The organism is Natrinema versiforme (genome assembly GCF_005576615.1).
Classification (GTDB): Archaea; Halobacteriota; Halobacteria; order Halobacteriales; family Natrialbaceae; genus Natrinema; species Natrinema versiforme_A.
Genome location: NZ_CP040330.1, coordinates 1,734,026 through 1,760,210 on the forward strand (window position 1 = coordinate 1,734,026; position 26,185 = coordinate 1,760,210).

General features: G+C 64.9%; 29 protein-coding genes and 1 pseudogene. 11 read left to right on the top strand and 19 right to left on the bottom strand.

What is annotated here, in order from left to right:
- Window positions 1-101: 101 nt before the first annotated feature.
- Window positions 102-416: pseudogene (locus tag FEJ81_RS24325) on the bottom strand (GNAT family N-acetyltransferase); the annotation flags it as partial.
- Between FEJ81_RS24325 and FEJ81_RS24330 the strand changes: the two are divergent.
- The 3 genes from FEJ81_RS24330 to FEJ81_RS08400 all read left to right on the top strand — a co-directional run bounded on the left by FEJ81_RS24330 (window position 324) and on the right by FEJ81_RS08400 (window position 1,332).
- Window positions 324-626, top strand: coding sequence for a hypothetical protein (locus FEJ81_RS24330; protein ID WP_324618340.1), 303 nt, complete (start codon window positions 324-326; stop codon window positions 624-626). The pseudogene FEJ81_RS24325 and the gene FEJ81_RS24330 overlap by 93 nt on opposite strands.
- Window positions 627-638: 12 nt before the next feature.
- Window positions 639-782 (top strand): hypothetical protein, encoded by a 144-nt coding sequence (locus FEJ81_RS23135; protein ID WP_175416384.1) that lies wholly within the window; start codon window positions 639-641, stop codon window positions 780-782.
- Between the two features lie 94 nt (window positions 783-876).
- Window positions 877-1,332 carry a YbhB/YbcL family Raf kinase inhibitor-like protein gene (locus FEJ81_RS08400; RefSeq protein ID WP_138244864.1) on the top strand — a complete coding sequence of 152 codons (456 nt, stop codon included), beginning with the start codon at window positions 877-879 and terminating at the stop codon, window positions 1,330-1,332.
- Window positions 1,333-1,376: 44 nt separating this feature from the next.
- On the opposite strand, the gene nucS is transcribed toward FEJ81_RS08400, so the two are convergent.
- The gene (gene nucS / locus FEJ81_RS08405) at window positions 1,377-2,120 is read right to left on the bottom strand and encodes an endonuclease NucS (protein ID WP_138244865.1); all 744 of its coding nucleotides are present in this window, start codon (window positions 2,118-2,120) and stop codon (window positions 1,377-1,379) included.
- Between the two features lie 126 nt (window positions 2,121-2,246).
- On the opposite strand from nucS, the gene FEJ81_RS08410 reads away from it, so the two are divergent.
- Entirely contained in the window at window positions 2,247-2,789 is a 543-nt protein-coding gene (locus FEJ81_RS08410; RefSeq protein WP_138244866.1) for a hypothetical protein, read from the top strand.
- 50 nt (window positions 2,790-2,839) lie between these two features.
- On the opposite strand, the gene FEJ81_RS08415 is transcribed toward FEJ81_RS08410, so the two are convergent.
- Window positions 2,840-3,325, bottom strand: coding sequence for a hypothetical protein (locus FEJ81_RS08415; protein ID WP_138244867.1), 486 nt, complete (start codon window positions 3,323-3,325; stop codon window positions 2,840-2,842).
- 358 nt (window positions 3,326-3,683) lie between these two features.
- On the opposite strand from FEJ81_RS08415, the gene FEJ81_RS08420 reads away from it, so the two are divergent.
- Entirely contained in the window at window positions 3,684-5,618 is a 1,935-nt protein-coding gene (locus FEJ81_RS08420) for a beta-CASP ribonuclease aCPSF1 (protein ID WP_138244868.1), read from the top strand.
- A 392-nt stretch (window positions 5,619-6,010) separates the two neighbouring features.
- Here FEJ81_RS08420 and FEJ81_RS08425 read toward each other — a convergent pair whose 3' ends face one another.
- The 5 genes from FEJ81_RS08425 to bluB all read right to left on the bottom strand — a co-directional run bounded on the left by FEJ81_RS08425 (window position 6,011) and on the right by bluB (window position 11,119).
- Entirely contained in the window at window positions 6,011-6,814 is an 804-nt protein-coding gene (locus FEJ81_RS08425; RefSeq protein WP_138244869.1) for an ABC transporter permease, read from the bottom strand.
- Window positions 6,807-7,742, bottom strand: a complete 936-nt coding sequence (locus FEJ81_RS08430; protein ID WP_138244870.1) for an ABC transporter permease — start codon at window positions 7,740-7,742, stop codon at window positions 6,807-6,809. Before FEJ81_RS08430 ends, FEJ81_RS08425 begins: the two co-directional genes overlap by 8 nt.
- Before the next feature lie 2 nt (window positions 7,743-7,744).
- Window positions 7,745-8,893, bottom strand: a complete 1,149-nt coding sequence (locus FEJ81_RS08435; protein ID WP_138244871.1) for an ABC transporter ATP-binding protein — start codon at window positions 8,891-8,893, stop codon at window positions 7,745-7,747.
- A gap of 24 nt (window positions 8,894-8,917) precedes the next feature.
- On the bottom strand, window positions 8,918-10,066 hold the full coding sequence (locus FEJ81_RS08440) for an ABC transporter substrate-binding protein (RefSeq protein WP_138244872.1): 1,149 nt from the start codon (window positions 10,064-10,066) through the stop codon (window positions 8,918-8,920).
- Between the two features lie 351 nt (window positions 10,067-10,417).
- Window positions 10,418-11,119: a 5,6-dimethylbenzimidazole synthase gene (gene bluB, locus FEJ81_RS08445; RefSeq protein WP_138244873.1), complete on the bottom strand. Its 702-nt coding sequence runs from the start codon at window positions 11,117-11,119 to the stop codon at window positions 10,418-10,420.
- 316 nt (window positions 11,120-11,435) lie between these two features.
- Between bluB and FEJ81_RS08450 the strand changes: the two genes are divergently transcribed.
- Window positions 11,436-11,843, top strand: a complete 408-nt coding sequence (locus tag FEJ81_RS08450; protein WP_138244874.1) for a hypothetical protein — start codon at window positions 11,436-11,438, stop codon at window positions 11,841-11,843.
- Window positions 11,844-11,949: 106 nt separating this feature from the next.
- Here the strand turns inward: FEJ81_RS08450 and FEJ81_RS08455 are convergent, their stop codons facing one another.
- The 6 genes from FEJ81_RS08455 to FEJ81_RS08475 all read right to left on the bottom strand — a co-directional run bounded on the left by FEJ81_RS08455 (window position 11,950) and on the right by FEJ81_RS08475 (window position 16,162).
- Entirely contained in the window at window positions 11,950-12,768 is an 819-nt protein-coding gene (locus FEJ81_RS08455) for an endonuclease III domain-containing protein (protein ID WP_138244875.1), read from the bottom strand.
- A 78-nt stretch (window positions 12,769-12,846) separates the two neighbouring features.
- Window positions 12,847-13,260: a DUF371 domain-containing protein gene (locus FEJ81_RS08460; protein ID WP_138244876.1), complete on the bottom strand. Its 414-nt coding sequence runs from the start codon at window positions 13,258-13,260 to the stop codon at window positions 12,847-12,849.
- Between the two features lie 113 nt (window positions 13,261-13,373).
- The gene (locus FEJ81_RS08465) at window positions 13,374-13,742 is read right to left on the bottom strand and encodes a hypothetical protein (protein ID WP_138244877.1); all 369 of its coding nucleotides are present in this window, start codon (window positions 13,740-13,742) and stop codon (window positions 13,374-13,376) included.
- Between the two features lie 53 nt (window positions 13,743-13,795).
- Entirely contained in the window at window positions 13,796-15,139 is a 1,344-nt protein-coding gene (locus FEJ81_RS08470; protein WP_138244878.1) for an alkaline phosphatase family protein, read from the bottom strand.
- Window positions 15,140-15,327: 188 nt separating this feature from the next.
- On the bottom strand, window positions 15,328-15,462 hold the full coding sequence (locus FEJ81_RS24155) for a hypothetical protein (RefSeq protein ID WP_267877936.1): 135 nt from the start codon (window positions 15,460-15,462) through the stop codon (window positions 15,328-15,330).
- A 169-nt stretch (window positions 15,463-15,631) separates the two neighbouring features.
- Window positions 15,632-16,162 carry an inorganic diphosphatase gene (locus FEJ81_RS08475; RefSeq protein WP_138244879.1) on the bottom strand — a complete coding sequence of 177 codons (531 nt, stop codon included), beginning with the start codon at window positions 16,160-16,162 and terminating at the stop codon, window positions 15,632-15,634.
- Between the two features lie 205 nt (window positions 16,163-16,367).
- On the opposite strand from FEJ81_RS08475, the gene FEJ81_RS08480 reads away from it, so the two are divergent.
- Complete coding sequence (locus tag FEJ81_RS08480) at window positions 16,368-16,727, top strand: PadR family transcriptional regulator (protein ID WP_138244880.1); 360 nt, start codon at window positions 16,368-16,370, stop codon at window positions 16,725-16,727.
- On the opposite strand, the gene FEJ81_RS08485 is transcribed toward FEJ81_RS08480, so the two are convergent.
- Window positions 16,724-17,413 carry a DUF7108 family protein gene (locus FEJ81_RS08485; RefSeq protein ID WP_138244881.1) on the bottom strand — a complete coding sequence of 230 codons (690 nt, stop codon included), beginning with the start codon at window positions 17,411-17,413 and terminating at the stop codon, window positions 16,724-16,726. The two genes, FEJ81_RS08480 and FEJ81_RS08485, sit on opposite strands and share 4 nt — an antisense overlap.
- A gap of 271 nt (window positions 17,414-17,684) precedes the next feature.
- Window positions 17,685-18,278: a ribonuclease HI gene (gene rnhA / locus FEJ81_RS08490; RefSeq protein WP_138244882.1), complete on the bottom strand. Its 594-nt coding sequence runs from the start codon at window positions 18,276-18,278 to the stop codon at window positions 17,685-17,687.
- Window positions 18,279-18,440: 162 nt separating this feature from the next.
- On the opposite strand from rnhA, the gene FEJ81_RS08495 reads away from it, so the two are divergent.
- Window positions 18,441-19,403: a transcription initiation factor IIB gene (locus tag FEJ81_RS08495; RefSeq protein ID WP_006184711.1), complete on the top strand. Its 963-nt coding sequence runs from the start codon at window positions 18,441-18,443 to the stop codon at window positions 19,401-19,403.
- A 150-nt stretch (window positions 19,404-19,553) separates the two neighbouring features.
- On the opposite strand, the gene FEJ81_RS08500 is transcribed toward FEJ81_RS08495, so the two are convergent.
- From FEJ81_RS08500 to FEJ81_RS08510, 3 genes are all read right to left on the bottom strand, one after another.
- Complete coding sequence (locus tag FEJ81_RS08500; RefSeq protein ID WP_138244883.1) at window positions 19,554-20,705, bottom strand: alpha/beta hydrolase; 1,152 nt, start codon at window positions 20,703-20,705, stop codon at window positions 19,554-19,556.
- A 181-nt stretch (window positions 20,706-20,886) separates the two neighbouring features.
- Window positions 20,887-21,540, bottom strand: a complete 654-nt coding sequence (gene gfcR, locus FEJ81_RS08505; RefSeq protein ID WP_138244884.1) for a transcriptional regulator GfcR — start codon at window positions 21,538-21,540, stop codon at window positions 20,887-20,889.
- Window positions 21,537-22,661, bottom strand: a complete 1,125-nt coding sequence (locus FEJ81_RS08510) for a glucose 1-dehydrogenase (protein ID WP_138244885.1) — start codon at window positions 22,659-22,661, stop codon at window positions 21,537-21,539. Before FEJ81_RS08510 ends, gfcR begins: the two co-directional genes overlap by 4 nt.
- A 155-nt stretch (window positions 22,662-22,816) precedes the next feature.
- Between FEJ81_RS08510 and FEJ81_RS08515 the strand changes: the two genes are divergently transcribed.
- The 3 genes from FEJ81_RS08515 to FEJ81_RS08525 all read left to right on the top strand — a co-directional run bounded on the left by FEJ81_RS08515 (window position 22,817) and on the right by FEJ81_RS08525 (window position 26,175).
- Window positions 22,817-24,094: an HAD family hydrolase gene (locus tag FEJ81_RS08515; protein WP_138244886.1), complete on the top strand. Its 1,278-nt coding sequence runs from the start codon at window positions 22,817-22,819 to the stop codon at window positions 24,092-24,094.
- 313 nt (window positions 24,095-24,407) lie between these two features.
- Window positions 24,408-25,088 carry a helix-turn-helix domain-containing protein gene (locus FEJ81_RS08520; RefSeq protein WP_138244887.1) on the top strand — a complete coding sequence of 227 codons (681 nt, stop codon included), beginning with the start codon at window positions 24,408-24,410 and terminating at the stop codon, window positions 25,086-25,088.
- A 169-nt stretch (window positions 25,089-25,257) separates the two neighbouring features.
- Window positions 25,258-26,175, top strand: coding sequence for a dihydrodipicolinate synthase family protein (locus FEJ81_RS08525; RefSeq protein WP_138244888.1), 918 nt, complete (start codon window positions 25,258-25,260; stop codon window positions 26,173-26,175).
- Window positions 26,176-26,185: the final 10 nt, after the last annotated feature.

Genomic DNA, 26,185 nt, shown 5'->3' on the forward strand with positions numbered 1-26,185 from the left:
TCGGTCGGCGACCGGATGCACGGAGTCTCCGCCGGTTCAGACAGCGACTTTCGATACACGAGTAGATCGAACGGTTCCTCGAACGCCTCGACGGTCTCGCGCCACACTCCTTCGAATCCGTTCGCCTCGTAAAGCCCGCGAGCCGCGGTCTGTTTCGCCATGGTGTCGAGGACGATCTCCGTATAGCCACGCGCTCGAGCGCGCTCCTCGAGGGCCGTGTAGAGCCGCTGGCCGTCGCCTCGCCGCTGATAGTCCGGATCGACCCGCATTCGGGTCAACACGGCCGCCGACGGCGGGAGTTCATCCACGAACTGTTCGAGGTAATGATCGTCCTCGGTCGGCCGAACCGCACCCGTTGCGATGATCCGCCCGCGGACCTCTCCAACGAGGAACTCGCCGCCGCTCTCGAGATAGATTTCAGTGACTCGCTCGAGGTCGGTGTCGGAGACGCCCTCGAGGCGGGCACTGACGTCTCGCATGGCCGTCTTGTTGAGTTCTCGAACTCGGGGGCCGTCGTCCGGGCGATAGCGACGGCAGGTCAGTACAGCACCCATCTTAACCAGTGTAATATGTCTGTAAAAAACGGTGGTGGAGATTCCCGGCACAACACACAACTGGGGCCGTGACGAGATGCTCGTATGACATATCGATCGACGATCGGCTGGTCGCTCATCACCTCGGGTATCGTCACGCTGTTGCTCGCGTTCCTGCCGGGCGATTCGCTGTGGTGGGGGATCAGCCTCCTGATCTTGGGGATCGTGATATTCGTGGGTCGGCGGTAGCCGGTCTCCCGGCTCGCCGGCGTGACCGCGCCTGTAAGATTATTCTATCTGGCCGGCGAACTCCCGAGACGAGCCTCACACGGTGGTGATCGAAATGGGTGACCTCACGCTCAAGAGCCCCGCATTCGACGACGGCGAACGCATCCCCGAGACGTACGGCTACACGGACGCGAACGTCAACCCGCCGCTCGAGATCGACGGCGTCCCGGACGACGCCGAATCGCTCGCGCTGATCGTGGACGATCCGGACGCGAAAGAACCCGCCGGGAAGGTCTGGGATCACTGGGTCGTCTGGAACGTCCCGCCCGAGACGGCGACGATTCCGGAAGACTGGGACGCCGCGGACGCGTCCGAAGGGACGAACGACTTCGGCGATCACGGCTACGGCGGTCCGAACCCACCGGACACGGAACACACCTACCGGTTCGAACTGTACGCGCTGGATACGACGCTCGAGCTCGGACCCGACGCCGACGCGGACGACCTCGAGTCGGCGATCGAGGGCCACGTGCTCGCGCAGACGCGGCTCGAGGGAACGTATCCGGCCTGAGCCAGAGAATCGACGAGGTCGCCGAGACGAGAACTGCGACGAACTCACTCGGCCGGCGGCTCGAGCGAGACGAACTCGAGGCCGTGGTCGGCCAGCAGCCGGCTCGCGCGGTCGGTCACCGAGGGGGCGACCAGAATCCCGCGCACGGCGGCGTCGGCGTGGAGGTCGCGCTCGAGCGCGTCGACGTAGCGCCGAAGCTGGCCCACTGCGTCGGGGCCGACCCGCCGGCGCTTCAGTTCGACGACGACCGCCCGGCCTGCGGAGTCCTCGCCGTAGATGTCGACCGCACCCGCGGGCGTGTCGCGCTCGGTCGCCAGCGGCGTAAACCCGGTCTCGAGCAGCGCGGGCTCCTCGAGGATCCGCTGGCGGAGGTCCTCCTCGGTGCCGACGAGCGCGAGTTCGTTGTCGTCGGAGCCGGAAAACGCCGACACCTGCAGCACCTCCCGAAACCGAACGCACAGCCGCTCGTCCGGCGTCGACCGCAGGCTCTCGAGGACGAGCGCGCCGTCCTCACAGGAGACCTCGTGGTCACAGCCCGGCGGCTGCCAGTTGACCGGCTGCTGGCCCTCGTCGGTGTGGACCAGCGCCGCGCCGTCGGGCTTGAGCATGACGTGGCGATCGCCCGCCTCGAGACGGCTCGAGGCCCGCCCCTCGTAGTCGACAGTACAGCGGCCGTAGGCGGTCACGATCGCGTCGCGATCGATCCCGCGTGCGATCACGTCGCGGGCGGCCGTCGGCGTTGGTCCCTGTAGGGTTTCCGTTCGCTGGCCGTACTCTGAATCCGTCACTGGACGGCCCTAGCGCGGGGACGGACAAAAGGTGCCCGCTGTCGGGCGGATACCGTCGGGACGCGCCGCGCTCGAGGCGAACCCAACGCAGAAGGTATATTTTCGTTCGTCCCTGCGTCAGAGACGATGACGGACTTCTCGACTCGCCGCGGCTTCCTCGCACTGACCGGTACCGGCGCGGCCGCGTCGCTCGCCGGCTGTTCCCAACTCGACTCGCTGACGCAGTCGGACGATTCGGGGGGCGATGCGGTCACGGTGGCCGTCTCTCCGAATCAGGAGGACATGGCGAGTCTCAACGAAGACTTCGAGAGCGGGAATCTCACCCGACAGGAAGCGGTGGCGAAACAGCGCGAGTTGGTCGAGCAGGCCGGGAACGCGTTCGAGGATTCGGCGTCCGATCGGGATTTCACGGTCGAGGACTCCGAGGCCAAGTACGGCCTCTTCCGCGTTACCGGGTCCGACGAAGCGATCATGGGTGCGCTTCGAGACGGCGACATCGACGGCATCTATCCCGGCGATCAGTACGAAGTGTTCGTCCAGCAACAGCAACAACAGCAGGCGATGCGCGAACAACAGCAACAGCAGCAACAGGAGCAGGACGCGGGCAATGAGACGAACAGCTCCGACGGCGGCAACGAGACGGCTACCGGGAACGAAACGGAGAGCTAACTCGTCCCCGACAGACTCGGCGGTCGCTACCATGCTCGCCGGCGGCGGATTCAGCGCTCGAGGGCGAACGGGCTCTCGCGCTCGGTCCAGTTCCAGCCGGGTAGTCGCTCCTGAAAGCCGGCGGCGAGCGCCGCCTCGCAGTCGTCGATACCGGCGTTTTCGTCGGCCTCGCCGTGGATCCGAACGTCGGCGTAGTGGAAGGTGGCCTCGCCGAGCGTCCGCAGCGGCTGCGGGCCGGCGATCGTCGCGGCCAGTTCGCGCCCGAGGAGTTCGTCGACCACGAACCCGGGATAGTCGCCCTCCACGTCGAGTTCTCGCAAGATCGCGACCATCGCGGCGACGTTGACGGCCAGATCGCCGTCCGCGAAGACGGCGTCGACTGCCTCGCGATAGTCCGACTCGGAGACCGTATCGACATCGGTGCCGAAGACCTCTCCGAGGTCGTCGCGGACGTCGTTGATGAGTGGGACGACGGTTTCGGCCCGATTTACGACCCAATCACGTTCCTCGGCGACTCGAGCGGGTGAGATGTACATCTGCGAGTGACGACTACCGTCCCCACGGCCCTGGTTTTTGCGAAGGCTTTTATACCACGCAAAGAATAGCGTCGGGTAAGCGGGTTCTCCCTGGAATTGTCCCGCACGAACCAGGATAACCGATCCGGGAGCATGTTCGTCACGACACGGAGTCGGATACGATGATTCGGGAGACGAACCGGCAGACGAGCGCCGTCGTCCAGCGCGGGCGACGAGGCGCGCTCTCGATTCCGGCGCGGCGGCCGTCGTTTGGTGGTCGTCGCACCGATCTCTCTCGGCCGTCTCCGATCTCCGACTCCTGTCCTGACGTCGTGTCCGGTTCCGGACGGCGAGTTCACGCAAGCCACATTGGCGACCTATGAGCACTGTAGAGCAGCAACTCGACGATCTCAAAGCACAGATCACGAGCGAGTTACCGAGCGATATCTCGGTCTCCTCGGTGAAATACGAAGGCCCAGAACTGGTGGTCTACACGCGCGACCCGAAGAAGTTCGCCCAGCAGGGCGATCTGATTCGGCAGCTCGCGAGCAAGCTTCGCAAGCGGATCACCGTCCGACCGGACCCGAGCGTCCTCTCGCGACCCGAACAGGCTCGCGAGGAGATCATGAACGTCATCCCCGAGGACGCGGGGGTCACGGACCTCGACTTCCACGCCGACACCGGCGAGGTCGTCATCGAGGCCGAAAAGCCCGGCATGGTCATCGGCCGCCACGGGTCGACGCTCCGCGAAATCACCAAAAACGTCGGCTGGACGCCGGAAGTCGTCCGCACGCCGCCGATCGAATCCTCGACGGTCTCGAACGTTCGCAGCTTCCTCAAGCAGGAACGCGACGAGCGCCGGGACATTCTCGAGAAGGTCGGCCGACAGATCCACCGCGAGGAGATGTCCGACGACGAGTACGTCCGCATCTCCACGCTGGGCTGCTGTCGCGAAGTCGGTCGGGCCTCCTTTATCCTCTCGACGCCCGAGACGCGGATCCTCATCGACTGCGGCGACAAACCCGGTGCGGAAGGGGAGGTCCCCTACCTCCACGCGCCCGAGGCGCTCGGCGCGGGGCCACAGACCATCGACGCGGTCGTGTTGACCCACGCCCACCTCGACCACTCCGCGCTGATCCCGCTCCTGTTCAAGTACGGCTACGACGGCCCGATCTACTGTACCGAGCCCACGCGGGACATGATGGGGCTGCTGACGCTGGACTACCTCGACGTCGCGGCCAAAGAGGGCCGCAGCCCGCCCTACGAGAGCGAGCAGGTCCGCGAAGCGATCAAACACTGCATCCCGCTCGAGTACGGCGACGTCACCGACATCGCGCCGGACGTCAAACTCACCTTCCACAACGCCGGCCACATCCTCGGCTCGGCCGTCTCGCACTTCCACATCGGCGACGGCCTCTACAACGTGGCCTTCTCCGGTGACATTCACTACGACGACACCCGCCTGTTCAACGGCGCGGTCAACGACTTCCCGCGGGTCGAGACGCTCGTCCTCGAGTCGACTTACGGCGGTCGCAACGACTACCAGACCGACCAGCAGGACTCCGAGGAGAAACTCAAGGAGGTCATCAACGAGACCTACGAGCAGGACGGCAAAGTCGTCATTCCCGCCTTCGCAGTCGGCCGGTCACAGGAGATCATGCTCGTCCTGGAGGAGGCGATGCGCAACGGTGACATCCCCTCGATGCCGGTCCACTTAGACGGCATGATCTGGGAGGCGACGGCGATCCACACCACCTACCCCGAATACCTGCGTGACGACCTGCGCGACCGCATCTTCCACGAGGACGAGAACCCCTTCCTCGCCGAGGAGTTCAACCACATCGACGGCGGCGAGGAGGAGCGACAGGACGTCGCCGACGGCGAACCCTGCATTATCCTCTCGACCTCCGGGATGGTCACCGGCGGTCCGATCATGTCCTGGCTCGGCCACATCGGTCCCGATCCGGACTCGACGCTCGTCTTCGTCGGCTATCAGGCACAGGGGACGCTGGGCCGGCGCATCCAGAACGGCTGGGACGAGATCCCCACCAGCGAAGTCGGTGCCATGGGCAACGGCGGCGGCCGCGGCACCCTCTCGCTGAACATGGACGTCGAGACCGTCGACGGCTTCTCCGGCCACGCCGACCGCGCCGGCCTCGAGAACTTCGTCAAAACGATGAATCCCCGCCCCGAGAAGGTGCTCTGTGTCCACGGCGACGAGCGCTCCACGCAGGACCTCTCATCGGCGCTGTACCACGACTACGACATGCGCACCTTCGCGCCGAAGAACCTCGAGACCTTCCGCTTCTTGTAAAAGTCTCCGAAAACGCGAAGCGTTTTCGAGATGCCAAAAGTCGCGGAGCGATTTTTGAGCACCCTCGCGAGCGACTGGCGTCGCTCGTTCCGCGGCTTCGCCGCTCCACCTCGAGGTCGCTGCGCGACCTCGCACCGCTCGCCCTTTCAGTCCACCAGGATCGCACCGCAGCGCGGCGCGCAGGTTCGCGCGCCGCGCGGTCGCCTGCCCTCCCCCGTGACTCGAGGGCTCGCCGAGTCGGCGAGCCCTCGAGACGGCCACTGCACTGCGTAGCCGTTGCACTATTCGTAGTCACTGCCCCAGAATTCACCCGGCTGTTCGGTTTCACTATGCTACCGCATCCTCGGGTCGGTGAGAGACCGTCGAAGAAAGAACCGAACGGGACGAGCCGCTCAGGACAGCTGTTTCGAGAGCCAGTCCAGGTTCGTGGCGATCGTCGCGATCACGATCGCGATGAGCGAGATGACGATCAGGAACGTCGAGACGACGCTCACCATCGGATCCAGCGACTGCCGGATCTCGGTCCACGCGACGACCGGGATGGTCTCCGTGCTGCGACTCGAGAGGAACAGCGCCATCACGAACTCCTGGAGGCTGATGATGAAGGCGAGCAGCGCGCCGACGAAGATCCCGTGTTTGACGTTGGGGAGGACGGCGTAGACGAACGACCGGATCGGCCCCGCGCCGAGGTCTTTCGCGGCGTCGAGCAGTTGCCAGTCGAACCGGCTGAACACCGACCGCATCACGAAGTAGACGAGCGGCGTCGCCCACAGCGTGTGCGCGAGGACGAGGCTCAGGAACGAGGCCTCGAGGCCGGCTCTGACGAAGTAGACGCGCATCGAGATCCCGAGGATGATCGGCGGGATCAGCAGCGGGACGAGGACGAGCGGCGCGAGCGCCTGTCCGGCGCGGCCGTCGTCGATTTCGTGCCCGAAGGCGGCCGTGACGCCGAGCGTCGTCGCGACGACCGTCGTCCCGACGCCGACGAGGAGGCTGTTATCGAACGCCGACAGCCAGCGCGTTTCCTCGAAGAACGCGCGGTAGTGGACCAGCGAGTAGTTCTCGGGCGGGAAGGCGAGGTTCCCCGACTCCGCAAAGGAGGTCACGACGACCACGACCAGCGGCAACAGCATGAACGTCAGGATCGCCAGATAGCCCGCCCGGAAGACGACGTTCTCGAGTCGCTCTCTATGCATATTCGAACTCACCTCCAAATCGGTTGAGTGTGACAGTGAGAAGGACGATACTCACGAGCATCAGGAGCAACATGACGACCGCGTACGCGGTCGCGACCTCCCACTGGGGGTTCGACAACAACCGCTTCTCGACCACGAGCGCGAACGCCTTGGCCTGATTCTGTCCGTCGCCGAGGAGCCCCGGCGCGGCGTAGGCCCCGACGCTCCAGGCGAAGGAGATCACCGTCGCCACGATGATGCCGGGCATCGCCTGAGGTACGACGACCTCGAGGACCGAGCGCGGTCGGCTCGCCCCGAGGTCGCGGGCGGCTTCGACGATTCCCCAGTCCATCGTCGACAGGACGCTGTAGATCGCCAGCACGGCGTAGGGCAACACGATGTAGACCTGGCCGACGACCATCCCGACCGTCCCGGGAACGAACTGGATCGGCTCCGAAACCAGGTTCAACGAGGTGAGTATCCCGTTGACCGTTCCGTTCGGCGAGAGCAGCGGCCAGAACGCGTACGTCTTGATGACGAGCGTCGTCAGCAGGGGCAAGATGACCGAGAACAGCAGCGCCGACTTGACGACGCCCTCGGCTCGCCAGATCGCGTAGGCGTAAAACGTCGCGATCACGACCGTGATGGCCGTCGCTACCAGCCCCAGCTTGATCGAGTAGGTGATAGCGTTTAGCAGTACGTCGGTGGTAAACACCTCGGTGTACCCGGAGATCGACCACGTTCCCGGGGCGTAGCGGAGATCCTGTGACCCGTCCGTGAGACTGATCCGCAGCAGGATCAGAAACGGCGCGACGAACAGCAGCAACTCAAAGACCAGCAGCGGTGCCATCAACAGCAGCGCCCGGTTCGAGCGGGACCGCTCCCGCAGCGGCTCCCAGAGTCGCGCGATCGGGGCCGGAAGCGATGAGGATGATTGCGTTCCGGACATCGTTACAGGTCGACCCTCGAGCCGTCGTCGCGGAACGCGAGGACGTCCGCGCCGTCCCAGCTAATCCGGATCTCGTCGCCGGCGTCGAACGCGCCGGAGTCGGCGACGGTTCGTTCGACGAACACCGAGGTGCCGTCGACTGCGACGGAGTAGCGAACCGTCGAGCCTCGATAGAGGACGTTCTCGACCGTGCCGACGACGGCGTTCCTCGTACTCCCGTCGGTGCGAACGGGCTGTGCCTCTGGGCCGTCGGACGCACCCGAGTCCGCCGGCTCGATCGAGAGTACTTCGGGACGAAGTGACAGATCCACCGAATCGCCATCGGCGAGCGCGTCCGCATCTCCGTCGTCCGTCGTCGGGAGGACGACCGCACGACCCAGTTCGGTTTCGACGCGGACCGATTCCGCCGTCGTCTGCCCGACTTCGCCGGCGACGAAGTTCGTATCGCCGAGGAAGCCCTCGATAAACCGGTTCTTCGGGTTCTCGTAGACCTCGTTCGGCTCGCCGACCTGCACGAGGTTCCCGTCGGCCATGATGCCGATCCGATCGGCGAGGGTAAAGGCCTCGTCCTGGTCGTGCGTGACGTGGACGAACGTCTCCTCGAGTTCCTCGTGGATCTCGCGGAGTTCGATCTGCATGTCCTCGCTGAGCCGCTTGTCGAGGTTCGACAGCGGCTCGTCGAGCAACAACACGTCGGGGTTGACGGCGAGCGACCGTGCGAGCGCGACGCGCTGTTTCTGCCCGCCGCTCAGGTTCATTGGGTCGTCGTCGGCGTACTCGGCCATCCGGACGCGTTCGAGCATCTCGCGGGCCTGCTCGCGGCGCTCGTCTTTCCCGATGCCCTGCATCTTCAGCCCGAATGCGACGTTCTCGAGGACCGTCTTGTGGGGGAACAGCGCCCAGTCCTGGAACACCGTCGCGGTGGTGCGTTCGTAGGCGGGACGGTCGGTCACGTCCTCGTCGCCGATGCGTATTTCGCCGTCGGTCGGCGTCTCGAGGCCGGCGAGCATCCGCAGCGTCGTGGACTTACCGCTGCCGCTGGGCCCGAGCAGGCACAGTAGTTCGCCGTCGTCGATCGTCACCGAGACATCCTCGACGGCGAGCGTGTCTCCGTACCGTTTCTCGAGTCCGGCAAGCGTGATTTCAGACATGAATGTTGTGGCGGTGGCGACCCGTTAGGCGTTCGACTGCATCTGGGTAAAGTCGTCGGAGAGGTCGCCGCTGTGCTCCGCGAGGAACTCCCAGTCCGGGAAGGCGATGTTCCGTGCCTCCTCGCTGTTGCTCGGCAGGTCGTCGGCCAGATCTCCGGCGTACTCGGTGTTCTCGTTACAGAACAGCGTGGGCATCTCCTCGGACCACGCCGTCTGGACCTCGGAATCCATAAGGAAGTTGATAAACTCCTCGGCCTGATCGCGCTTGTCGGTGCCCTCAACGACACACCAGTGGTTCAGGTAGCCGGTCGTCTGCTCCGGCATGGTGTGAGTCAGGCCGTCGTAGTCGTCGATGTCGTATTCCGTCTGCTCGTAGTACCACTGGGCGACGTCGATGACGTCGTTCTGGAACGCCTGCCAGACGTCCTCGCCGGAGCTCGCCCAGCTCTCGACGGGCCACTCGCGGACGGTCTCGAGGACATCGTCGTGGAGGGCCGCGTCGTGCATCTCTTCGCCGAGTTCCCGGTCGTCCATGCCGACGGCGGCGGCGTACATCGGGTACCACCAGAAGCCGGTATCGACGCCGATTCCGTTGCTGTCTTCGACGGCCGGAGCGGAGAGGTCGGCCCAGGAGTCCGGCTCGAAATCCATCCCCTCGCGGTGGATGATGGTACAGGGGGCACCGTCGACCGGCATTCCGTACTCCGTGTTCCGGAACTCCGCGTAGTAGTCGATGACCTCGTCGAAGTTGGGAACGTTCTCCGTCCTGATCTCGTGGAAGAGATCGTCCTGTCGGCCGTAGTAGTAGAAGTTCCCTTCCGTGATCGTCACGTCGTACGGCGGGTCGTCGTCCGGCGCGGTCTGAATGTCGCTGAGGATGTTGTTCCACCCCGGCTCGAGTTGGATCTCCGCGTCGAACTCGTCCTCGTATCTCGAGACGACCGACTCTTCGAATCGATCGGCGTAGTTTCCACTCCAGACGCTGACGCGCAGCGGATCGTCGCTCCCGCTGGAGAGCAGTTCGGTACAACCGGCGAGGGCGGTCGCCGAGCCGGCCGCCGTCGCCGACAACAGCCGTCGGCGCGAGACGGCGTTGCGCGCTCGCTCGCTCGGCGACGGTGACTTCGACTCGCACCCGCTCGTCTCTGCATCCCGATCTGGGCCTGCAGGCATTGGTACCCCGGGTGTACCCCGATACCGACATATAACCGTTGTGAAGTCAGGAAAACGTATCACGAATCGTGCATAGTGATTCGAAGATCCCGACTGCAGCTGGATCGATCTCCTCCGCGATTCGACTTTCCGTCCGAAATAATGGAACGGAAACCCATGCCGTATCGAGGGTAACAGCGTCGAATCAGCGGTCAGTCTCCTCGAGCAGCGACTCGGATCGGCTCGGCCGCACGAGCGAACGAACGCCTCGTTGTGAACCACTCGCATGTCTGTCTACTCTCCGTGCATCCGGCGTCCGTTTCGCCCCCGAGACCACGCGCTGAACCCGTCGCGGTCGCAGTCGGTCGCCGATCACGACGACTCCGCCGACTCCGCCGTCGGGTCGCGATCGGCCACGGGCGTACGGTCCGGGTTCCACCGCTCCTCGTGGACGAGGGCGTCCGCATCGAGCCGGTCACGCCAGCCCTCCTGTTGCAAGACCGGTTCGTCAGGGAAACCGTCCGCCGGATACCCCAGACAGAGGTACGCAACCGGCTTGACGTGGGGCGGAATGCCCAATATCTCCTGTACTTCGTACGGGTAAAGAACGCTCACCCACCCGACGCCGACGCCCTCCGCTCGAGCGGCCAACCAGAGGTTCTGGACGGCCAGACACGTCGAGTACACGTCGGTTCGCTTCATCGAACTCCGTCCCAGCACGTGGGGCGCGTCCCGCGTCGGATCGCAGGTCACGCAGACGTTGACCGGCGACTCGCGGATCCCTTCGAGTTTCAGGTCGGCGAACGCGGCCCGCTTCGGCTCCTCGTAGCCCTCGCGGGCGGCCGCGATCGCTCGCTCCGCGATCGAGGCGATATCGGCTTTCGTCCCCTCGTCCCTGACAACAACGAAGTCCCACGGCTGCGAGAAGCCGACGCTCGGCGCGTGGTGGGCGGCCGCAATGACTCGCTCGAGAACGTCGTCCGGAATCGGCTCGTCGCGAAACTGCCGGATGTCGCGCCGAGCGTATATCGTTTTGTACACCGCGTCCCGTTCGGCGGCCGTGAAGTCGACCATTATTTCAATGTATCGAGAACGGTTGGATAAGGCTAGCGACCGACCGTCGAGTTCCGCGACCCGTGTTCGAGTGTGACGGATCTCCTCGAAGCGTCATCGCGTCCTCGTGAAAGAAGGAGAGCATCGTCAGGCGGTCGGCGACTCTCGGCTACACGCGGACGGAACCCGTACCGCTGCTGTAGAGTTTGCTCGCCCTCTCCGGATCGTTCGTGTCGACACTGATTTCGATATCGGGAGTCTCCGCACGGGCGACGAGCGTCTCACATCTGATAGTAGTCCGAACAGTTAAACACAGCGTATAGAAACGCTGTATTACATGACCGCGACAATAGTAGAAGAGACCGAGGAGTACACGATCGAACGAGACGAGCGGCTCGGCGTGCCGATTTTCACGTACAACGAATACCTCTCGGGGGAACAGCTACGGGCCGTCGCCCGCAGATGGGAGGCAGTCATCGAAGCGGCGGGCGTCGAACGGTACGTCGTCAACACCGAGGAGTTCATGGCGCACAAAGAGGAGGACAAGCAGTGGCTCGGCGAGACCTGGCTGCCGAACCTGATCGACCACGGCGTCAGGGCAGGGGCCGGCGTGTACGCGGACTCCGCGATCTCGAGTCTGGATATGGGACGCATCGAATCGAGTTTGAACGCGATCGATCCCGACTTCGAATACCGGACGTTCGGAAGCGAAGCGGACGCGTTAGAGTGGCTCGCGGAGCAGTAGCGGAACCGCTCTTCTATTCGCATCCTGCGAGCCGGAATTCCAGTCGGCGACAGTCACACCTCGTAAAATTACGGCCAGTACCGCGTTCGCTGGCCGCCTCGAGCAGTCACTCGCCCTCGGGAGCGGCAGCGGGATCGACGACCTCGTCCGTCGCGGGATAGACTCCGACCTGATCGCAGATATCGGCCATCGGACAGGCGTCCGGGTCCTCGAGACAGGCGGGCTTGTGCGCCCTGCAGTACTCGCGGCCGAACTGGATGGTCGCCGTGTGACCGAACCCGCACTTTTCGGCGGGCACGTCGCGCTCGAGGACGGCCCGAACGGCCTCGTGGTCCGCGTCCGGCGGCGCGATCCCCATGCGGCGGTAGATCCGGTGGACGTGAGTGTCGACGGGGAACACGCCGCCGCGACCGCCCGCGAAGAGTAAGACGCAGTCGGCGGTCTTCGGACCGATGCCCCGGACGGAGAGCAGCGTCTCGCGGACGACCGACGGCTCCTCGTCTTTGACGAAGGCGTCGAACGCGGCGGCCGAACCGAACTCCGCGAGGACCCACTCGGCGGTGTCGATGAGCGTCTCCGACTTCTGGTTGTACAGCCCCGCGCCGCTGATCGTCTCGGCGAGCGTCGATTGCTCGGCGCTCGCGAGCGATTCGGCAAGGTCGATATCGGGGCCGTCGTACCGCTCGACCAGCGCGTCGTGGGCCGGCTGGCTCGCCTTGTCGCTGGTGTTCTGGCTCAGGATCGTTCGGACGAGACAGGTGAAGGCGTCCCGGCCGCCGTACTGTTTCTGCCAGAACAGCTCTCCGAGTCGGTCGACGACTTCTTCCGCGCGGGTGTCCGCGGTGGCGGGATCGAACTCGGCCGCGACGCCGCCGCCGGTCGCCCCGCCGCTGATGTTGACCGCGGGCTCCGGATCGTCGCTCATATCGCCGCGTAGGGGCCGCGGGGTCAAAACCGCGGCGGAACCCGGGCCTCGAGCCCGCGGCCGTCCCCGGCTACGGAATCACTCGACGGAAATCGTCACCGTCGCTTCGGCCCCGTCGGCCAGCGCGTCGACGAGATCGCGGTCGAACCCTTCGGCCGCGAACTCGGCACCAACGACGATCGTCCGGTCGTCGACGTAGTCGCTCGTGCGCCCGACCGCGCTGCGCTCGTTTTCGAACTCGAGGTCGGGGTCACCGCGTCCCTCGACGGTCTCCGTGTAGCCGTCGGCCTCGATGGTGACGGAGATCGTCGCCGTTTCGTCCCGACAGGCTGCGACGAACTCGGGGTCGAAATCGGCGGGGGTGCGGTCGGCCTCGATCGCGAGGATGCAGTCGCCCGCGGGAGTGAGGTAGTCATCGGTCGTCACTTCGAAGGTGCTCGCGTGCTCGGCGCTGACGTTCTCGTGGCCGCGAGCATGAATGACTTCGTCCATGGACGGCGGTTCGTTGCCGGGCGGAAAACGGGATCGAATCGCGGTCGTTGCGCGCCGGCGCGGCGTCACGGATCGCATTCGTGTGGTCCAGTCTCCGTTGCGATGCGGATCGGTTACGACGCAGAGCGATAGCCGGACCGGAACGCGCGGACGCCGGCACCGACGGCATTACCGAGGACGGCGACGAGCAGAATCGCGACGAAGCCGGGCCCCGACTCGTCGTGTAGCGTGCCCGTCGCGACGCCGGCGACCACGACACTCGCCGCAGCGCCGACCGCGAGGACGGCCAGTCCGAACTGGAGTGGCGACCCGCTCCGGCGTGCAAACAGGTACTGCGGGAGGCCGATGCCGACGGCCAGATAGATCGCGATTCCGGCCGCCGTTATCCCGAGCACGGCCGCGCTCTCGGTGAGTGTGCCGGTGATGCCGCCGAGCAGGATTGCGACGGCGAGGCTGCTCCCGACGATCAGGGCGTCGTTCATATCCGCACGAAACTGCCTGCGGAGAAATACCTACCGCCGCTCGAGACCGCCGCTTAGACGAGGCTCGCGCCGTCGAAATCGCCGCGGCTGTAGTCGACGTCCATCAAGTCGAGGATCGTCGGCGTGATGTCGAACAGGTCGGCATCGTCGATCGTCGCCTCGGGGTGGTCGATGTACAGCGACGTGTTGTCGAAGCTGTGCATCCCGTTTCGCGGCCCGCTGGTGAAGATTTCGGAGTCGGCCTTGAAGCCGGACTTCAGGTCGAAGCCGTTGTTCGGGATCGCGACCAGATCCGGCGCGATGTCGTCGTGGTCGCCGCGGAAGGCTTCCTCCTTCTCGACGACACGTTCGACGACCTTGTTGCCGTTCGGCCCCTCGAGGGCCTCGAGATCGGCTTTGAGTTCGTCTCGAACTGCGTCGTACTCCTCCTCGGGGACGGAGCCGCGGGGTTCGCGGCCCTCGAGGTTGATGTAGAAGCGGCCGGGGATGAACGAGTAGGCCGTGGTGTCGTCGGCGATGTCGTTCAGTTCCTCGGGATCGTCGGTGCCGAACGAGAGCCAGCCCTCCTCTCGGAGCCACTCGTTGAAGTGGACCTCGTAGTCGAGGCTGGTAAAGCCGTGGTCGGAGGCGACGATCATTGTGACGTCGTCGGGCAGCGACTCGCGCAGACGGCCGATGTAGTCGTCGACCTTCTGGTAGAACTCGATGAACGCGTCCTTGTTCTCGCCGTCGCGCTCGTAGTCTTTGAACAGGAAGTGGTTGACCCGGTCGGTGGTCATGAAGACGCCGAAGAAGAGGTCCCAGTCGTCCTCCTCGATGTAGTGCTGGAAGGCCTCGTACTGGGCGTCGATCGTGGCGTGGGCGTCCTCGATGAACTCGGATTTGTCCTCCTGATGGCCGAGTTTCGGATTGACGTCGATCCGGTAATCGAGCGTCTCGAGGTAGTCGCGCACGTCGTCGGGGTAGGCGGCCTTGTCGAGGCCGGGCGAGAGGAAGCCCGAGACCATCCGCTGGACGTCGCGCTGGGGCGGGAACGTGACGGGGACGTTCATCACGGTGGCCTTGCGGCCGTCCTCCTGTACGCGGTCCCAGACGCGGTCGGCCTGGACGTCCCGGCCCATCGGGACGTAGGTGTCGTACGTGCCGACCTCTCGGTCCTGGAAGCCGTAGACGCCCGTCTCGCCGGGGTTCATGCCGGTCGTCAGCGACGGCCAGCAGGCGCTGGACTCCGGCGGGACGATGCTCGAGATTTCCGCGGCGGTCCCGTCGTCGGCGATCGCAGCGAAGTTCGGGAACAGTTCCTCGTTCTCCGATAGGAGACTATACGGTACGCCGTCGACCCCGATAAATGCGACCCGGGGGTCGCCGTCGCCCCGCAATCGATCGAACAGACCCATGGACGGACGTAGTTCGACCGCATACAAGAAGGTTCGTTTCGAGATAGTGTTTTGCGAACGGCTGACACTCCGTGCGTCAAGTTACCATCCGGCTGGCGCTACAATGGTATATGTTTTATTACAGTATCGGTGAACTGAGTGACGAACGGCGATCACTGGATTCTCCGACGGTCTGCGGACGCGGACAGTTAATCGTCGCGGTCGCCCGAGTTCTCGGGGTCGAAGTTGGCCGGGACGACCGTGGGGTGGGCCATGCCGGCGGCGGATTCGGCTGCGTCGTCGGCCGACGATGACGGTCGCGGGGACGGATCGGGTGCTACCATACGGGAACGACTATGGCCGTCTCGGGGATAAAATTACCCATGCTCATAATGCATGTCCCGGACGGGCGCGGATAACTCTCGGGAATCCACTCGAGTCGCCGGCGACCGCGAGAAAAGCCCACCGCAGACGCGATGGGTCCGTCGGTGACCGTATTGCCGTCGATCGGCTCTAGAAGTTCTCGTCGTAGAGCTCCTGTGCGTGCTCGATCGCGTCGTAGGCCGCCTGCTTGTCCTCCCAGCCCTGCGTCTCGACTTCCTTGCCCTCTTCGAGGTTCTTGTAGCTCGAGAAGAATTCGTCGATCTCGTCGAGTTCCTGCTGGGGGATGTCCTCGAGGTCCTCGATGTGATCGTAGCGCGGGTCCTCGCTCGGAACGGCGATGACCTTGTCGTCCTGCTCGCCGTCGTCGTCCATCTTCATCAGGGCGACGGGACGGGCTTCGATCACGCAGCCGGGGAATGTCTGGTCCTCGACGAGGACGAGCACGTCGAAGGGGTCCTCGTCGTCGTAATAGGACTGCGGGATGAAGCCATAGTCGCTCGGATAGTGGACGTTGCTGTGGAGCACGCGGTCCAGCACGACGCCGGGGACGTCCTTGTCGTACTCGTACTTGTTTCGCTCGCCCTTGAGACACTCCACGACGGCGTAGATCTCTTCTGGCGGATTCGGTCCGGTCTCGAGGTCTTCCCAGAGGTTGACCATGTACCGGAGCATCCACCGTCGATCAAAAAGTACTTTCGTAATCGAGTGTCACTATCTATGCGACGGTTGCCAGATAACCGACAGACACGAATCGGGCACGTACACCGGTGTCCGGCGGTGTAGCGGTCGGTATCGGCCTGTCCGACCGACTGATACGAAGGGATAGTTGACAAGTCTTAAATAGTCTGGTAACATTTGCATACGTATGTCAGAGGCACAATCAATCACCGGCGAACAGAGTATTGCACGCGAACTCACAGCCTTCCAGAACAATATCCTCGTTATCCTCGCCAAGGAGCCGATGTACGGCCTGGCGATCAAGCGAGAACTCGAGGACTACTACGGGACCGAAGTCAATCACGGTCGACTCTACCCCAACCTCGACGAACTCGTCGATCTCGGACTGGTCGAGAAGAGCGAACTCGACAAGCGAACCAACCAGTACTCGCTGACCGACGACGGCTACGACGCCGTCCTCGACGGCATCCAGTGGACCCTCTCGAAGGTCGTCACCAGTGACGACCGCGCCGATGAGATCAGCGAGATCGTCGACAACAGCTACTAGAACCGGATCTCCGGGACCGGCTCACCAGCGGTCTCGAAGACGTGTTCGATCGACTCCGCGATCACTTCCTGTTGTTTTGCCGACGGCCAGGCGTTCCGAACCGCGTAGTCAGTGCCGAACTCCGCGAGTTCCTCGCTCGTTAGCGATTCGATCGGCTTCGCGTAGTGATTGCCCGCGAAATCGGCGAGCATGGCGGCGTTATCGCCGTGGACATCGCCGTGGGCCTCCCTGACCGCTGCGACGAGGTCCCGGTTGTGGTCGTCGACAGCCTCCCAATCGTCCGGATCGGCCGTCCCCTCGAGCGGGATTTCGACCGCGCGGTCGATGTCGTCGATCCGCTCGGTCCTGATGACGCCGTTTTCCTCGTCGTGCCACTCCGCGGGATGGAGTACGAGCGCATCGTCGCCGTCGTCGTCGCGGATGCGGGCCGTGAAGTCGTGTTCGTCGAGCAGGTCGTCGCGCCGGTCTTCGTAGGCCTCGACTTCGTTTTCGTCCACTGCGCTGCGCTCGAGTCGAGTCAGCCGTTCGACCTCGTCGACGATTCCTCGCGAGAGGTCCGCACTCTCGGTGTCCGTCTCGGCGTCAGCGGCCTCGCTGCCGGACGCCTCAGGGGTGTCTGACGGTCGCGTCACGTCACTGGATTCACCGCCGTCAGCGTCGGCGTCTACCGCGTTCGGATCGGTCATGGGAACTCGTATGCACTCGAGCGGTTTTGCCCTTGCCGATCCGATTCCGCGTCAGGAATTCGCTCGAGGGCTGGTTCTACCCCGATTTGGTCGATCGACTGGCGAGTGAACTAGGAAACGGAACGGCCGAATTCGCAGAAAACGGTGTTGAAGACGCGTGTTCTGCTCTCGGAGTGGCGGGAATCGCCCTCGCTCGGCCGGCCACAGCGCACGCCCCCGCACCGCAGTCGTTCAGTCCGGAATGAGTCAGCGGGACTCCGTCTGAGCGACCCTAGGCCTGATCCAGCGCCTCGTTGACGAGGCCGTCCGCGCGGTCGTTGACCTCTCGCGGGACGTACTCGAGTGTCCACTCGTCGAACGCCTGCAGGATTTCGTGGACGGTCACACGCTTCTCGCGGAGTTCGGGGTTGTTGGTGTCGTACTCGCCGCGGACCTGCTTGACGATGAGTTCGGAGTCGCCGCGGACGTGGACCTCGTCGTAGCCGTAGTCGCGAGCGGCCTCGAGACCGGCGATCAGCGCCTCGTACTCGGCCTGATTGTTCGTCGCCGTCCCGATCGTCTCGCCGTCCTCGGCGACGATCCCGTCGCCGGTGACGATCACCCAGCCGATCGCGGCCGGGCCGGGGTTCCCGCGAGAGCCGCCGTCGAAGTAGACGTGTGCGCGCCCGCCGTCCTCGCGGAGCAGCGCCTCGATCTCCCGCGGGTCCGAGCCCTGAATCACGACCTTGTCGTCGTAGGCGACGGCGGTTGCGCCGCCGCGGCTCGCTCGCCAGCGTTCGTGGTCAGTGTTTCCCGAGTCGACGGTGACGTCCGCCGCCTCGAGCCGTTCGCGAGCCGTCTCGACGTCGCACTCGATAACCGGCATTCGTCTCCGTGATCGGCCATATCCGTATAAAGACTTTCCGGTACCGAATCGTAAACCTCGACCTTCAACTCTTGTACTCGCTGTTTTCGGCGGATACCTCTCGGTGGTGCAAAACCGCCGCCCAAAATTTATATAGTGTGGTGATACTACTATAAAAGTGCGATGACACGGTCCACCCGCCAGCGGGAGCGAACGCGCGAGACGGACGAGACCGAGGATCAGGAAGGGGTACGTGCCTGCCCCGAGTGTGAATCGGATAATCTCGTTAAGGACTCCGACCGGGGTGAGCTCATCTGTGAAGACTGTGGGCTCGTCGTGGAGGAAGAACAAATCGATCCTGGCCCGGAGTGGCGGGCGTTCAACCACCAGGAACGACAGGAGAAGTCCCGCGTCGGCGCGCCGACGACGCAGACGATGCACGACAAGGGACTGACGACGACGATCGACTGGAAGGACAAGGACGCCTACGGACGCTCGATTTCTTCGAAAAAGCGCAGTCAGATGCACCGACTGCGCAAGTGGCAGGAGCGAATCCGCACCAAAGACGCCGGCGAACGGAACCTGCAGTTCGCACTCAGCGAAATCGACCGGATGGCCTCCGCGCTCGGTGTCCCGCGCTCGGTCCGCGAGGTCGCGTCGGTCATCTACCGCCGCGCGCTCAAGGAAGACCTCATTCGCGGCCGCTCGATCGAGGGCGTCGCGACATCCGCGCTGTACGCCGCCTGTCGAAAGGAAGGGATTCCGCGAAGCCTCGAGGAAATCTCGGAAGTCTCCCGCGTCGAACGCAAAGAGATCGGTCGCACGTATCGATACATCTCGCAGGAACTCGGCCTCGAGATGCGACCCGTCGACCCGAAAAAGTACGTCCCTCGTTTCTGTTCCGAACTCGAACTCTCCGAAGAGGTCCAGACCAAGGCCAACGAGATCATCGAGAAGACGGCCGAGGAAGGGCTCCTCTCGGGCAAGTCACCGACGGGCTACGCCGCGGCCGCGATCTACGCCGCGTCGCTGCTCTGTAACGAGAAGAAGACCCAGCGAGAGGTCGCCGATGTCGCACAGGTGACCGAGGTGACGATCCGGAACCGGTATCAGGAACAGATCGAAGCGATGGGCATTCACGGCTAAGTTCCGCTCGCCGACGCCGCTCGGCGCCGACTTCGACCACTTCGGCTTTTTTACCGCAATCTCGCCGCCCAGTCGCCCGGACCCAGTTGCGACCGGAGATCTAGTGACGTGTCCGCTTCTCCATCGATCGCAGCGGGGCGGACGACGGCCTCACGCGATCGCCCGCTCGAGGAACCGGTCGATCGCGTCCGGGCCCGCCGGCGGGACGCTCCCGAACAGGTCGTCCGTCTCGCCACCGGACTCGAGGTGGGCGGTCGCGGTCACCGTCTGTGCGGGACGCGGCTCCGCCGTGAGCTGTGCCATCGCCGTCCGTTCCGACTCCGCGTCGAAGACGTGGCCCAGCTCGTGGAGTTCGTACATCGTCACACCGACGCCGGCCGTCTGCAGCGACTCGAGCAGCAGCCGGCTCTGCTGGATCGAAACGACCTGGTCCTCGCGGCCGTGCATGACGAGAAACGGCGGCGTCTCCGGATCGACGTAGGTCGTCGGACTCGCCCGTCTGGCCTTGTCCTGATTCTCCGAGACGTCGCCGCCCAAAAGGAACGACTCGAGCCCGCCCGGTTGGCTCGGGAGTTCGAGGATATCACTGATGCCGTACCAGTCGACGACCGCCTGTACGGCACCCGACTGGTCAGGGGCGACATCTTTCGCGACTGCGGTGTCGGGATAGGCATCTCCGGGGAGAGACTCGATGTCCTCGAGGGTGCCGGCGAGGGCCGCCAGATGGCCCCCGGCCGATGCGCCCCACGCCGCCACGCTGTCCGGATCGAATCCGTACTCGTCGGCGTTCGCGCGGAGCCACCTGATCGCGGCCTTCACGTCGACGATCTGGTCCGGGAAGACGCCTCTCGGGGTCGGATTGTCCGCGATGCCGTCGGTCGGGAAGTCGGCGTCGTCCGGAACCACCGCTAAGCGATAACTCACGCTCGCCATCGCACAGCCCCACTCGGCGGCGTATCGCTCGAGATCCGGGGCGTTCTTCCGCGTCCCGAAGACCCACCCGCCGCCGTGGACGTAGACGACGAGCGGTGGCTCGCCGTCGGTCTCTGTCCGTTCCGGAACGTACAGGTCCAGTTTCATCTCGCCCGCATCCCGAACCGCGTACGTGACGTCTTCGCGAACCGAAACGGCGGGCGAAGGGTCGTCACCCGTCTCCGTACCGTCCCGCTCGTTTTCCTGCGTCGGATTCGAGTCGTCGCTCGAGTCCAGTTGCGAACAGCCCGCGACTGCGAGCGAGCCGATCGCACCCGTCGTTTCCAGAAATCGCCGCCGCAACACTGTCGTCCGGTCGGTATCGGTCATAGTCGGGAGCGTACACGTGATTTCTCACAGACAGGTATACTGTTTCTGGTACGGGCGTTTGAACGGCAACTGACCGGACGATAGCGGGCCATCGAGCCGGAAGACGGCCGCTCGAGCGAATAACTGACAACCAGCGCTTTCAGCCTTCAGCCAGCACGTTCTGGCGGCAGGCGATCAGTCGTCACTCGTCCTTTCCGACGCTGATGACCTGCAACAGCGAGTAGACGGGGACGCCCTCGAGTTCCTCGAGGCCCTGCTTGTCCGCGAGGACGACGCAAGCGAGCGGTTTCCCGCCCTCGGCGCGAATCGCTTCGATCGTCTCGCGCATGGTGGTCCCGCTGGTGACGGTGTCGTCGACGATGTAGCACTCGCGGTCGCGGATGCCGGCGAAGTTCCGCGAGAACGTGCCGCCGAGTTCGTCGATATCGCCCTCCTCCCACTGGTGTTTCGCGGGGGTGTAGGTCCCGAGGTCGGTCTCGAGTTCGCGGGCGACGAGGGTGGCGATGGGGCCGCCGGCCTTCTCGATTCCGATCGTCAGGTCGACGTCGTCGCCGTGTTTGGCGAGCATGTCTGCCATCGCGGACGCGATGTGGCTCATCCGCTTGCTGTCCCGGCCGATCGCGGACCAGTCGACGTGGATGTCCTGCGGGCTACTCCCGCCGTTGTCCGGTCGCTGCGTCGGTTGGTCGGTCGGCTGCGCGCTCGTGCTGCTGCGCTCGACGAGCCAGCTCGCGGTCTCTCGAGAAACGTTCAACTCGTCTGCGATCTCGCCCTTCGAGAGGCCCCGGGCCGCGAGCTCGGCCGCACTCTCGATCAGGTCGTCGACGTTTTTCATATGCCTTCGAATTCGACCGCCGTTTTTATAGTCGTGTCGTCATCCACGGTTCCTGCCGCCCCGCGGCCGCCCGCCGGGACGCGTGCGGTCGCTTCCGGGAACGCTCGCTCGACCGACTCGAGGCTGTAGACGCCGGAGACGATCCCCTCGAGCACCCAGTCGGGGAGTCCGGCGAGGGTGTCGATGGCCGCCTCGAAGTGGCCGCGATTCGAGTTGACGCTGCCGACGAGGGACTTGTTGTGGAGCACGAGTTCGCGGTGGAGACGGCCGCCGTCGACCTCGAACTCCCAGTCGCCGGGGACGCCGAGCAGCGCCGCGACGCCGTTGGGGGCGAGCGCGTCGATCGACTCGAAGGCGTGTTTCGCGTAGCCGGTCGCCTCGTAAACGATGTCCATCGATTCGTAGGCGGTCGCGATCTCGGAGACCGGCGTTTCGCGGGAATCGATGTACGTCGCGCCGAGTTGCTCGACGATGTCGATCGTCGGGTCCGGCCGGTCCGACCGGCCCAGGCAGTAGACCCGTTCGTAGCCCAGCGTCTCGGTGAACATCGCGGCGGTCAACAGCCCCAGCGAACCGGTGCCGAGGACGAGGACGGACTCGGGCTGCCAGTCGAACGCCGAGCGCGTCGCGCGAGCGTGTTCGATCGCTTTCTCGGTGATGCTGATCGGCTCGACGAGAAATCCCCACTCGGCTAAGTCGGCGGGAATCGGGACGAGATCCGCAGCCGGACTCGTGATGTACTCCGCCATGAAGCCGTGAGCACCGACGATCCCGCGTTCGACGTACTCGCCGTCGGGTGCCATGTCGGGTTCGCCGCGCTCGAAGTACGCGTTGGTCTCGACGCCGGCGGGGGGCCGTCGAACCGTCGGCACGACGTACTGGCCCTCCTCGAGATCGGTCCCATTTGCATCCTCGACGATGCCGACGGCCTCGTGGCCGAGAACCAGCCGGTCGTCGCCGTCGGGGACCCCGCCGTGGGACCCCTCGATGACCTCGTAATCGGTCCCGTCGACGCCCACGCGACAGATCCGAACGAGCGCCTCGCCGGGAGATGGTTCGGGAACAGGCCGCTCGACGACTTCGGGGACACCCGCCCCGGGCGCGACTGCGATGGCTTTCATACGCACCCGGTAGGAACCGTGATGTTAAATATTTATTCCCACTCGAGTAAATAGCTGTGCGATTCGGGCCGCCGTTCGACAGCCCCGTGCCCGCCGGCGTCGTCGGACGACCGATACTGAAAACGATTATCCGGCTTCCCCTGTCTGTATCTGACATGGAACGATACGATCTCGTCTATCGGCTCTACGACGAGTACGACACGAAGACGCTGCGGGAGTACCAGGAGTTCGTCGACATCTTCCCGGCCGTCGATTCGCGGGTCGCCTTGGAGCACTGGCAGGGGGCGACCGAGGAACTCGAGGAGCGAAAGGACGAGATCCGATCGGCCTTTGCGGCCGGCGAGACGTTCGCAGAGGTCGCCGCACGGGCGACCCGCGATCAGGCCTTTACCGCGCTCGACCTCGAGGCGAAGTACGGCCGCGCGGTGAACGTGCTCGTGCTCGACGTCGACGAGACGCTGCGCTCGGCCGGCGGAACCGACAACGAGATTCCCCGGGAGACGCTGCACCTCCTGACCGAGTTCTACGACGCCGGGGTCCCGATCGTCATCTGTACGGGCCAGACCCTAGAGAACGTCAAGGGGTTCGCGATTCAGGGGCTGGGCAGCGAGATCGTCCACTCGGGGGACCTCTCGATCGTCTACGAGGCGGGAACCGGCGTGTTCACGCCGGGCCACGGCGCGGAGACGAAGCAGTTGCTCTACGAGGACTTAGAGGAGTCGATCCGGACCGTCTTCGACGACGTGCGCTCGCGCGTGCTCCCCGAAGCGCCCGAGGAACTCCGCCGGGGCTGTCACCTGCAGGGCAACGAGTTCAACGTCACGATGAAGCCCAACTACGAGACCGGCTCCGCGGACGCTCGCGAGGTCATCGACGAGGCACTGGTCTATCTCATCGATCTGCTCGCGGACGCCGTCGGGACGACGCTCGACGGCGACGGCAGCAACGGCAACGGCGGCGCGGAACTGGACGGCGAGACGGTCGTCGACTGGACCCGCGCGTTCTACGCCGCACAGGACCCGGAAATCAGGGCCGTCCTCGAGGGCGAAGGCGCGTATCCCGACATCGATACCAATGGGGTACCCGAGCGACTCGCGGCGGTCCTCGAGCGAATCGATGTCGCCTACTACGAGGCCGACGCGGCCGAGATCGGCAGCCTCGAACTGAACAAGGTCGTCGGCGTCGAACGCGCGCTCGACGTGCTGGGGGTCGACGACCCGTTCGCGCTCGTGATGGGCGACTCCAAGAGCGATCTGCGCGTCATGGAGTGGGTCGCCGACACCGACGCCGGGATCGCAGCGGCCCCGGAACACGCCTCACAGGACACCTTAGAGCACGTCCTCGAGACGGACGAACTCGTCTTCGATCGGGGGAAAAGCGTGGACGTGCTCCGGACGGTGTACGCGCTCAATCGGTTAGCCCGCCTCGGGTGAGCCGACGACGCCGAGTGTGACCGTCTGAATCGCCGTTCCGCCACGGGATTCTGATCGTCGCCAGGGGTGACGTGCTCACTTAAACGGCCGGAACACAAAGGCCCGCTCATCAAGCGTATTCGAGTCTTCCCTTCTATCAGCACGATCCGAGCGAGCGGGGTCGTCAGCGGCGGCCTCACGGTCGCTGTGGCGGCCCATTCGCGACGAGACCGAGCGGATCGGCTGGATACTTATGATACCGATCGAGTCCCGGCACTCCCACGGCTGTATCGGTCGCGGATCGGACTCGAGCCAGCGCTACGAGGTGATACCAATGACGACGATCGCAGAACTTTCGCTTTCGACGACCGAGTTCGCACTCGCAGAGACCTTCCAGCAACTACCGGCCCTCGAGGTCCGCGTCGAAAGCGTCGTCGCGGAGGGGCCGTCCCGAACGGTCCCGCTCGTCTGGTTTTCGAACGTCGACCGCGACGACCTCGAGCCGGTTCTCGAGGGAGATCCGACCGTCGCCGAGCACCGCCAGTTGCTCGAGAACACCGAGGACGGCGAGCTGTTCTACCGGCTCGAGTACACCGACGAAGTCGGCTCGGTCTGTTGTTGCGTCTACCGACACGGCGGGACGGTGCTCGACGCCCACGTGTCGGACGGCCAGTGGACGCTCCGACTGCTCTTCCCCCACCGCGAGGAGCTTTCGAGCGCCGTCTCGGACATCGAAGAGCGCGGCGTCCGGATCGACGTCAAGCGCATGGTCGAGGCCGGGCAGGACGAGGACCTCGAGACGACGGCGGCACTGACCGAACCCCAACAGGAGGCCATCGCCGAGGCCTATCGACAGGGCTATTACGACGTTCCCCGCGAGATCTCGCTCGAGGAACTCGCGAACGAACTCAATATCTCCCATCAGGCCCTCTCCGAGCGGCTCCGCCGGGCGAACCGCGTACTCGCGGGCGAACAGTTAGACGAGCCGACGGGCGAGATGGCGACGCCAGACTGATCCGACGACCGGTTCGGCCCTGACTCCGACCCCGATCTGACCCCGACTGATCCGGACCCGGTCCGAGTACCGCGTGTGACGATCGGCTCCGGCCAACTGCCCGACCGAGGCAGGCTAACGGTGGGCCGACGACGGACGTTTTTTGACCGTGCCCGGCGGAGGGGCGTTCATGGCGAATCACGACCCCGGTGCGGCCGATCCGTTGTCGCTTCACGGCATCGTTCCGCCGACAGTCACCGCCTTTCAGGAGGACGAGTCCGTCGATTACGAGACGACCGCCGCACACGCCCGGTTCGTCGTCGACCGCGGGGCGCACGGCGTCTTCCCGCTCGGAACCAACGGCGAGTTCCCGCTGCTGTCGGGCGAGGAACGCGACCGGGTCGTCGACGCGGTCGTCGACGAGGTCGGCGGCGAGGTGCCGGTCATCGCCGGCGTCGGCGCGCCGAGTACCCACCAGACCGTCGGCCACGCCGAGCACGCCGAGTCCGTCGGCGCGGACGGTATCGTCGTCGTCACGCCCTACTACTACCCGCTGGATCGTGAGGGTGCCCTCGAGCACTATCGCCGGGTCGCCGAGGCCGTCGACCTGCCGGTCTATGTCTACCACATCCCGAGCAAGACCGGGAACGAACTCTCGCTGGATACCCTCGCCGAACTCGCCGAGATCGACACCATCGCCGGCGTCAAGGACTCGAGCAAGGACGTGCCGTGGCTCGCACAGGGGATCGACGCCCACCCCGATCTGACCTTCCTCGCGGGGTCGGATTCGCTGATCTTCACCGGGCTCGAGGTCGGCTGTTCGGGCGCGGTCAGCGCCGTCGCGAACGCGTTCCCGGAACTCGTCGTCGACTGTTACGAGGCCTACGACGCGGGCGACGAGGACCGCGCGCAAGAACTGCAAAGCGAGATCTTCCGGGTTCGGGACGCGTTCAAGGCCGGCGGCGCGTACATGTCCGGCGTCAAGACCGCGCTCCGGATACGGGGCTTCGACGCCGGCCCGCTGCGGAGCCCGCTCCGACTCAAAGACGACGAAGGCGCGGCGGAACTGCGTGACGAACTTCGGGCGCTCGATCTCGAGGGACTCTGAGTTCCCCACG

Excerpts from the sequence above, each read along its gene's own strand:
- FEJ81_RS08440 (WP_138244872.1), bottom strand. The coding sequence starts at position 10,066 with ATGCCTGCAGGCCCAGATCGGGATGCAGAGACGAGCGGGTGCGAGTCG.
- gfcR (WP_138244884.1), bottom strand. The coding sequence starts at position 21,540 with ATGAAAAACGTCGACGACCTGATCGAGAGTGCGGCCGAGCTCGCGGCC.
- FEJ81_RS08410 (WP_138244866.1), top strand. The coding sequence starts at position 2,247 with ATGACGGACTTCTCGACTCGCCGCGGCTTCCTCGCACTGACCGGTACC.
- FEJ81_RS08400 (WP_138244864.1), top strand. The coding sequence starts at position 877 with ATGGGTGACCTCACGCTCAAGAGCCCCGCATTCGACGACGGCGAACGC.
- FEJ81_RS08430 (WP_138244870.1), bottom strand. The coding sequence starts at position 7,742 with ATGTCCGGAACGCAATCATCCTCATCGCTTCCGGCCCCGATCGCGCGA.
- FEJ81_RS08515 (WP_138244886.1), top strand. The coding sequence starts at position 22,817 with ATGGAACGATACGATCTCGTCTATCGGCTCTACGACGAGTACGACACG.
- FEJ81_RS08460 (WP_138244876.1), bottom strand. The coding sequence starts at position 13,260 with ATGGACGAAGTCATTCATGCTCGCGGCCACGAGAACGTCAGCGCCGAG.
- FEJ81_RS08470 (WP_138244878.1), bottom strand. The coding sequence starts at position 15,139 with ATGGGTCTGTTCGATCGATTGCGGGGCGACGGCGACCCCCGGGTCGCA.
- FEJ81_RS08475 (WP_138244879.1), bottom strand. The coding sequence starts at position 16,162 with ATGGTCAACCTCTGGGAAGACCTCGAGACCGGACCGAATCCGCCAGAA.
- FEJ81_RS24155 (WP_267877936.1), bottom strand. The coding sequence starts at position 15,462 with ATGGTAGCACCCGATCCGTCCCCGCGACCGTCATCGTCGGCCGACGAC.
- FEJ81_RS08435 (WP_138244871.1), bottom strand. The coding sequence starts at position 8,893 with ATGTCTGAAATCACGCTTGCCGGACTCGAGAAACGGTACGGAGACACG.
- rnhA (WP_138244882.1), bottom strand. The coding sequence starts at position 18,278 with ATGCCGGTTATCGAGTGCGACGTCGAGACGGCTCGCGAACGGCTCGAG.
- FEJ81_RS08480 (WP_138244880.1), top strand. The coding sequence starts at position 16,368 with ATGTCAGAGGCACAATCAATCACCGGCGAACAGAGTATTGCACGCGAA.
- FEJ81_RS08425 (WP_138244869.1), bottom strand. The coding sequence starts at position 6,814 with ATGCATAGAGAGCGACTCGAGAACGTCGTCTTCCGGGCGGGCTATCTG.
- FEJ81_RS08420 (WP_138244868.1), top strand. The coding sequence starts at position 3,684 with ATGAGCACTGTAGAGCAGCAACTCGACGATCTCAAAGCACAGATCACG.
- bluB (WP_138244873.1), bottom strand. The coding sequence starts at position 11,119 with ATGGTCGACTTCACGGCCGCCGAACGGGACGCGGTGTACAAAACGATA.
- FEJ81_RS08415 (WP_138244867.1), bottom strand. The coding sequence starts at position 3,325 with ATGTACATCTCACCCGCTCGAGTCGCCGAGGAACGTGATTGGGTCGTA.
- FEJ81_RS08500 (WP_138244883.1), bottom strand. The coding sequence starts at position 20,705 with ATGACCGATACCGACCGGACGACAGTGTTGCGGCGGCGATTTCTGGAA.
- FEJ81_RS24330 (WP_324618340.1), top strand. The coding sequence starts at position 324 with ATGATCGTCCTCGGTCGGCCGAACCGCACCCGTTGCGATGATCCGCCC.
- FEJ81_RS08465 (WP_138244877.1), bottom strand. The coding sequence starts at position 13,742 with ATGAACGACGCCCTGATCGTCGGGAGCAGCCTCGCCGTCGCAATCCTG.
- FEJ81_RS08525 (WP_138244888.1), top strand. The coding sequence starts at position 25,258 with ATGGCGAATCACGACCCCGGTGCGGCCGATCCGTTGTCGCTTCACGGC.
- FEJ81_RS08485 (WP_138244881.1), bottom strand. The coding sequence starts at position 17,413 with ATGACCGATCCGAACGCGGTAGACGCCGACGCTGACGGCGGTGAATCC.
- FEJ81_RS08510 (WP_138244885.1), bottom strand. The coding sequence starts at position 22,661 with ATGAAAGCCATCGCAGTCGCGCCCGGGGCGGGTGTCCCCGAAGTCGTC.
- FEJ81_RS23135 (WP_175416384.1), top strand. The coding sequence starts at position 639 with ATGACATATCGATCGACGATCGGCTGGTCGCTCATCACCTCGGGTATC.
- FEJ81_RS08455 (WP_138244875.1), bottom strand. The coding sequence starts at position 12,768 with ATGAGCGACGATCCGGAGCCCGCGGTCAACATCAGCGGCGGGGCGACC.
- FEJ81_RS08450 (WP_138244874.1), top strand. The coding sequence starts at position 11,436 with ATGACCGCGACAATAGTAGAAGAGACCGAGGAGTACACGATCGAACGA.
- FEJ81_RS08520 (WP_138244887.1), top strand. The coding sequence starts at position 24,408 with ATGACGACGATCGCAGAACTTTCGCTTTCGACGACCGAGTTCGCACTC.
- FEJ81_RS08495 (WP_006184711.1), top strand. The coding sequence starts at position 18,441 with ATGACACGGTCCACCCGCCAGCGGGAGCGAACGCGCGAGACGGACGAG.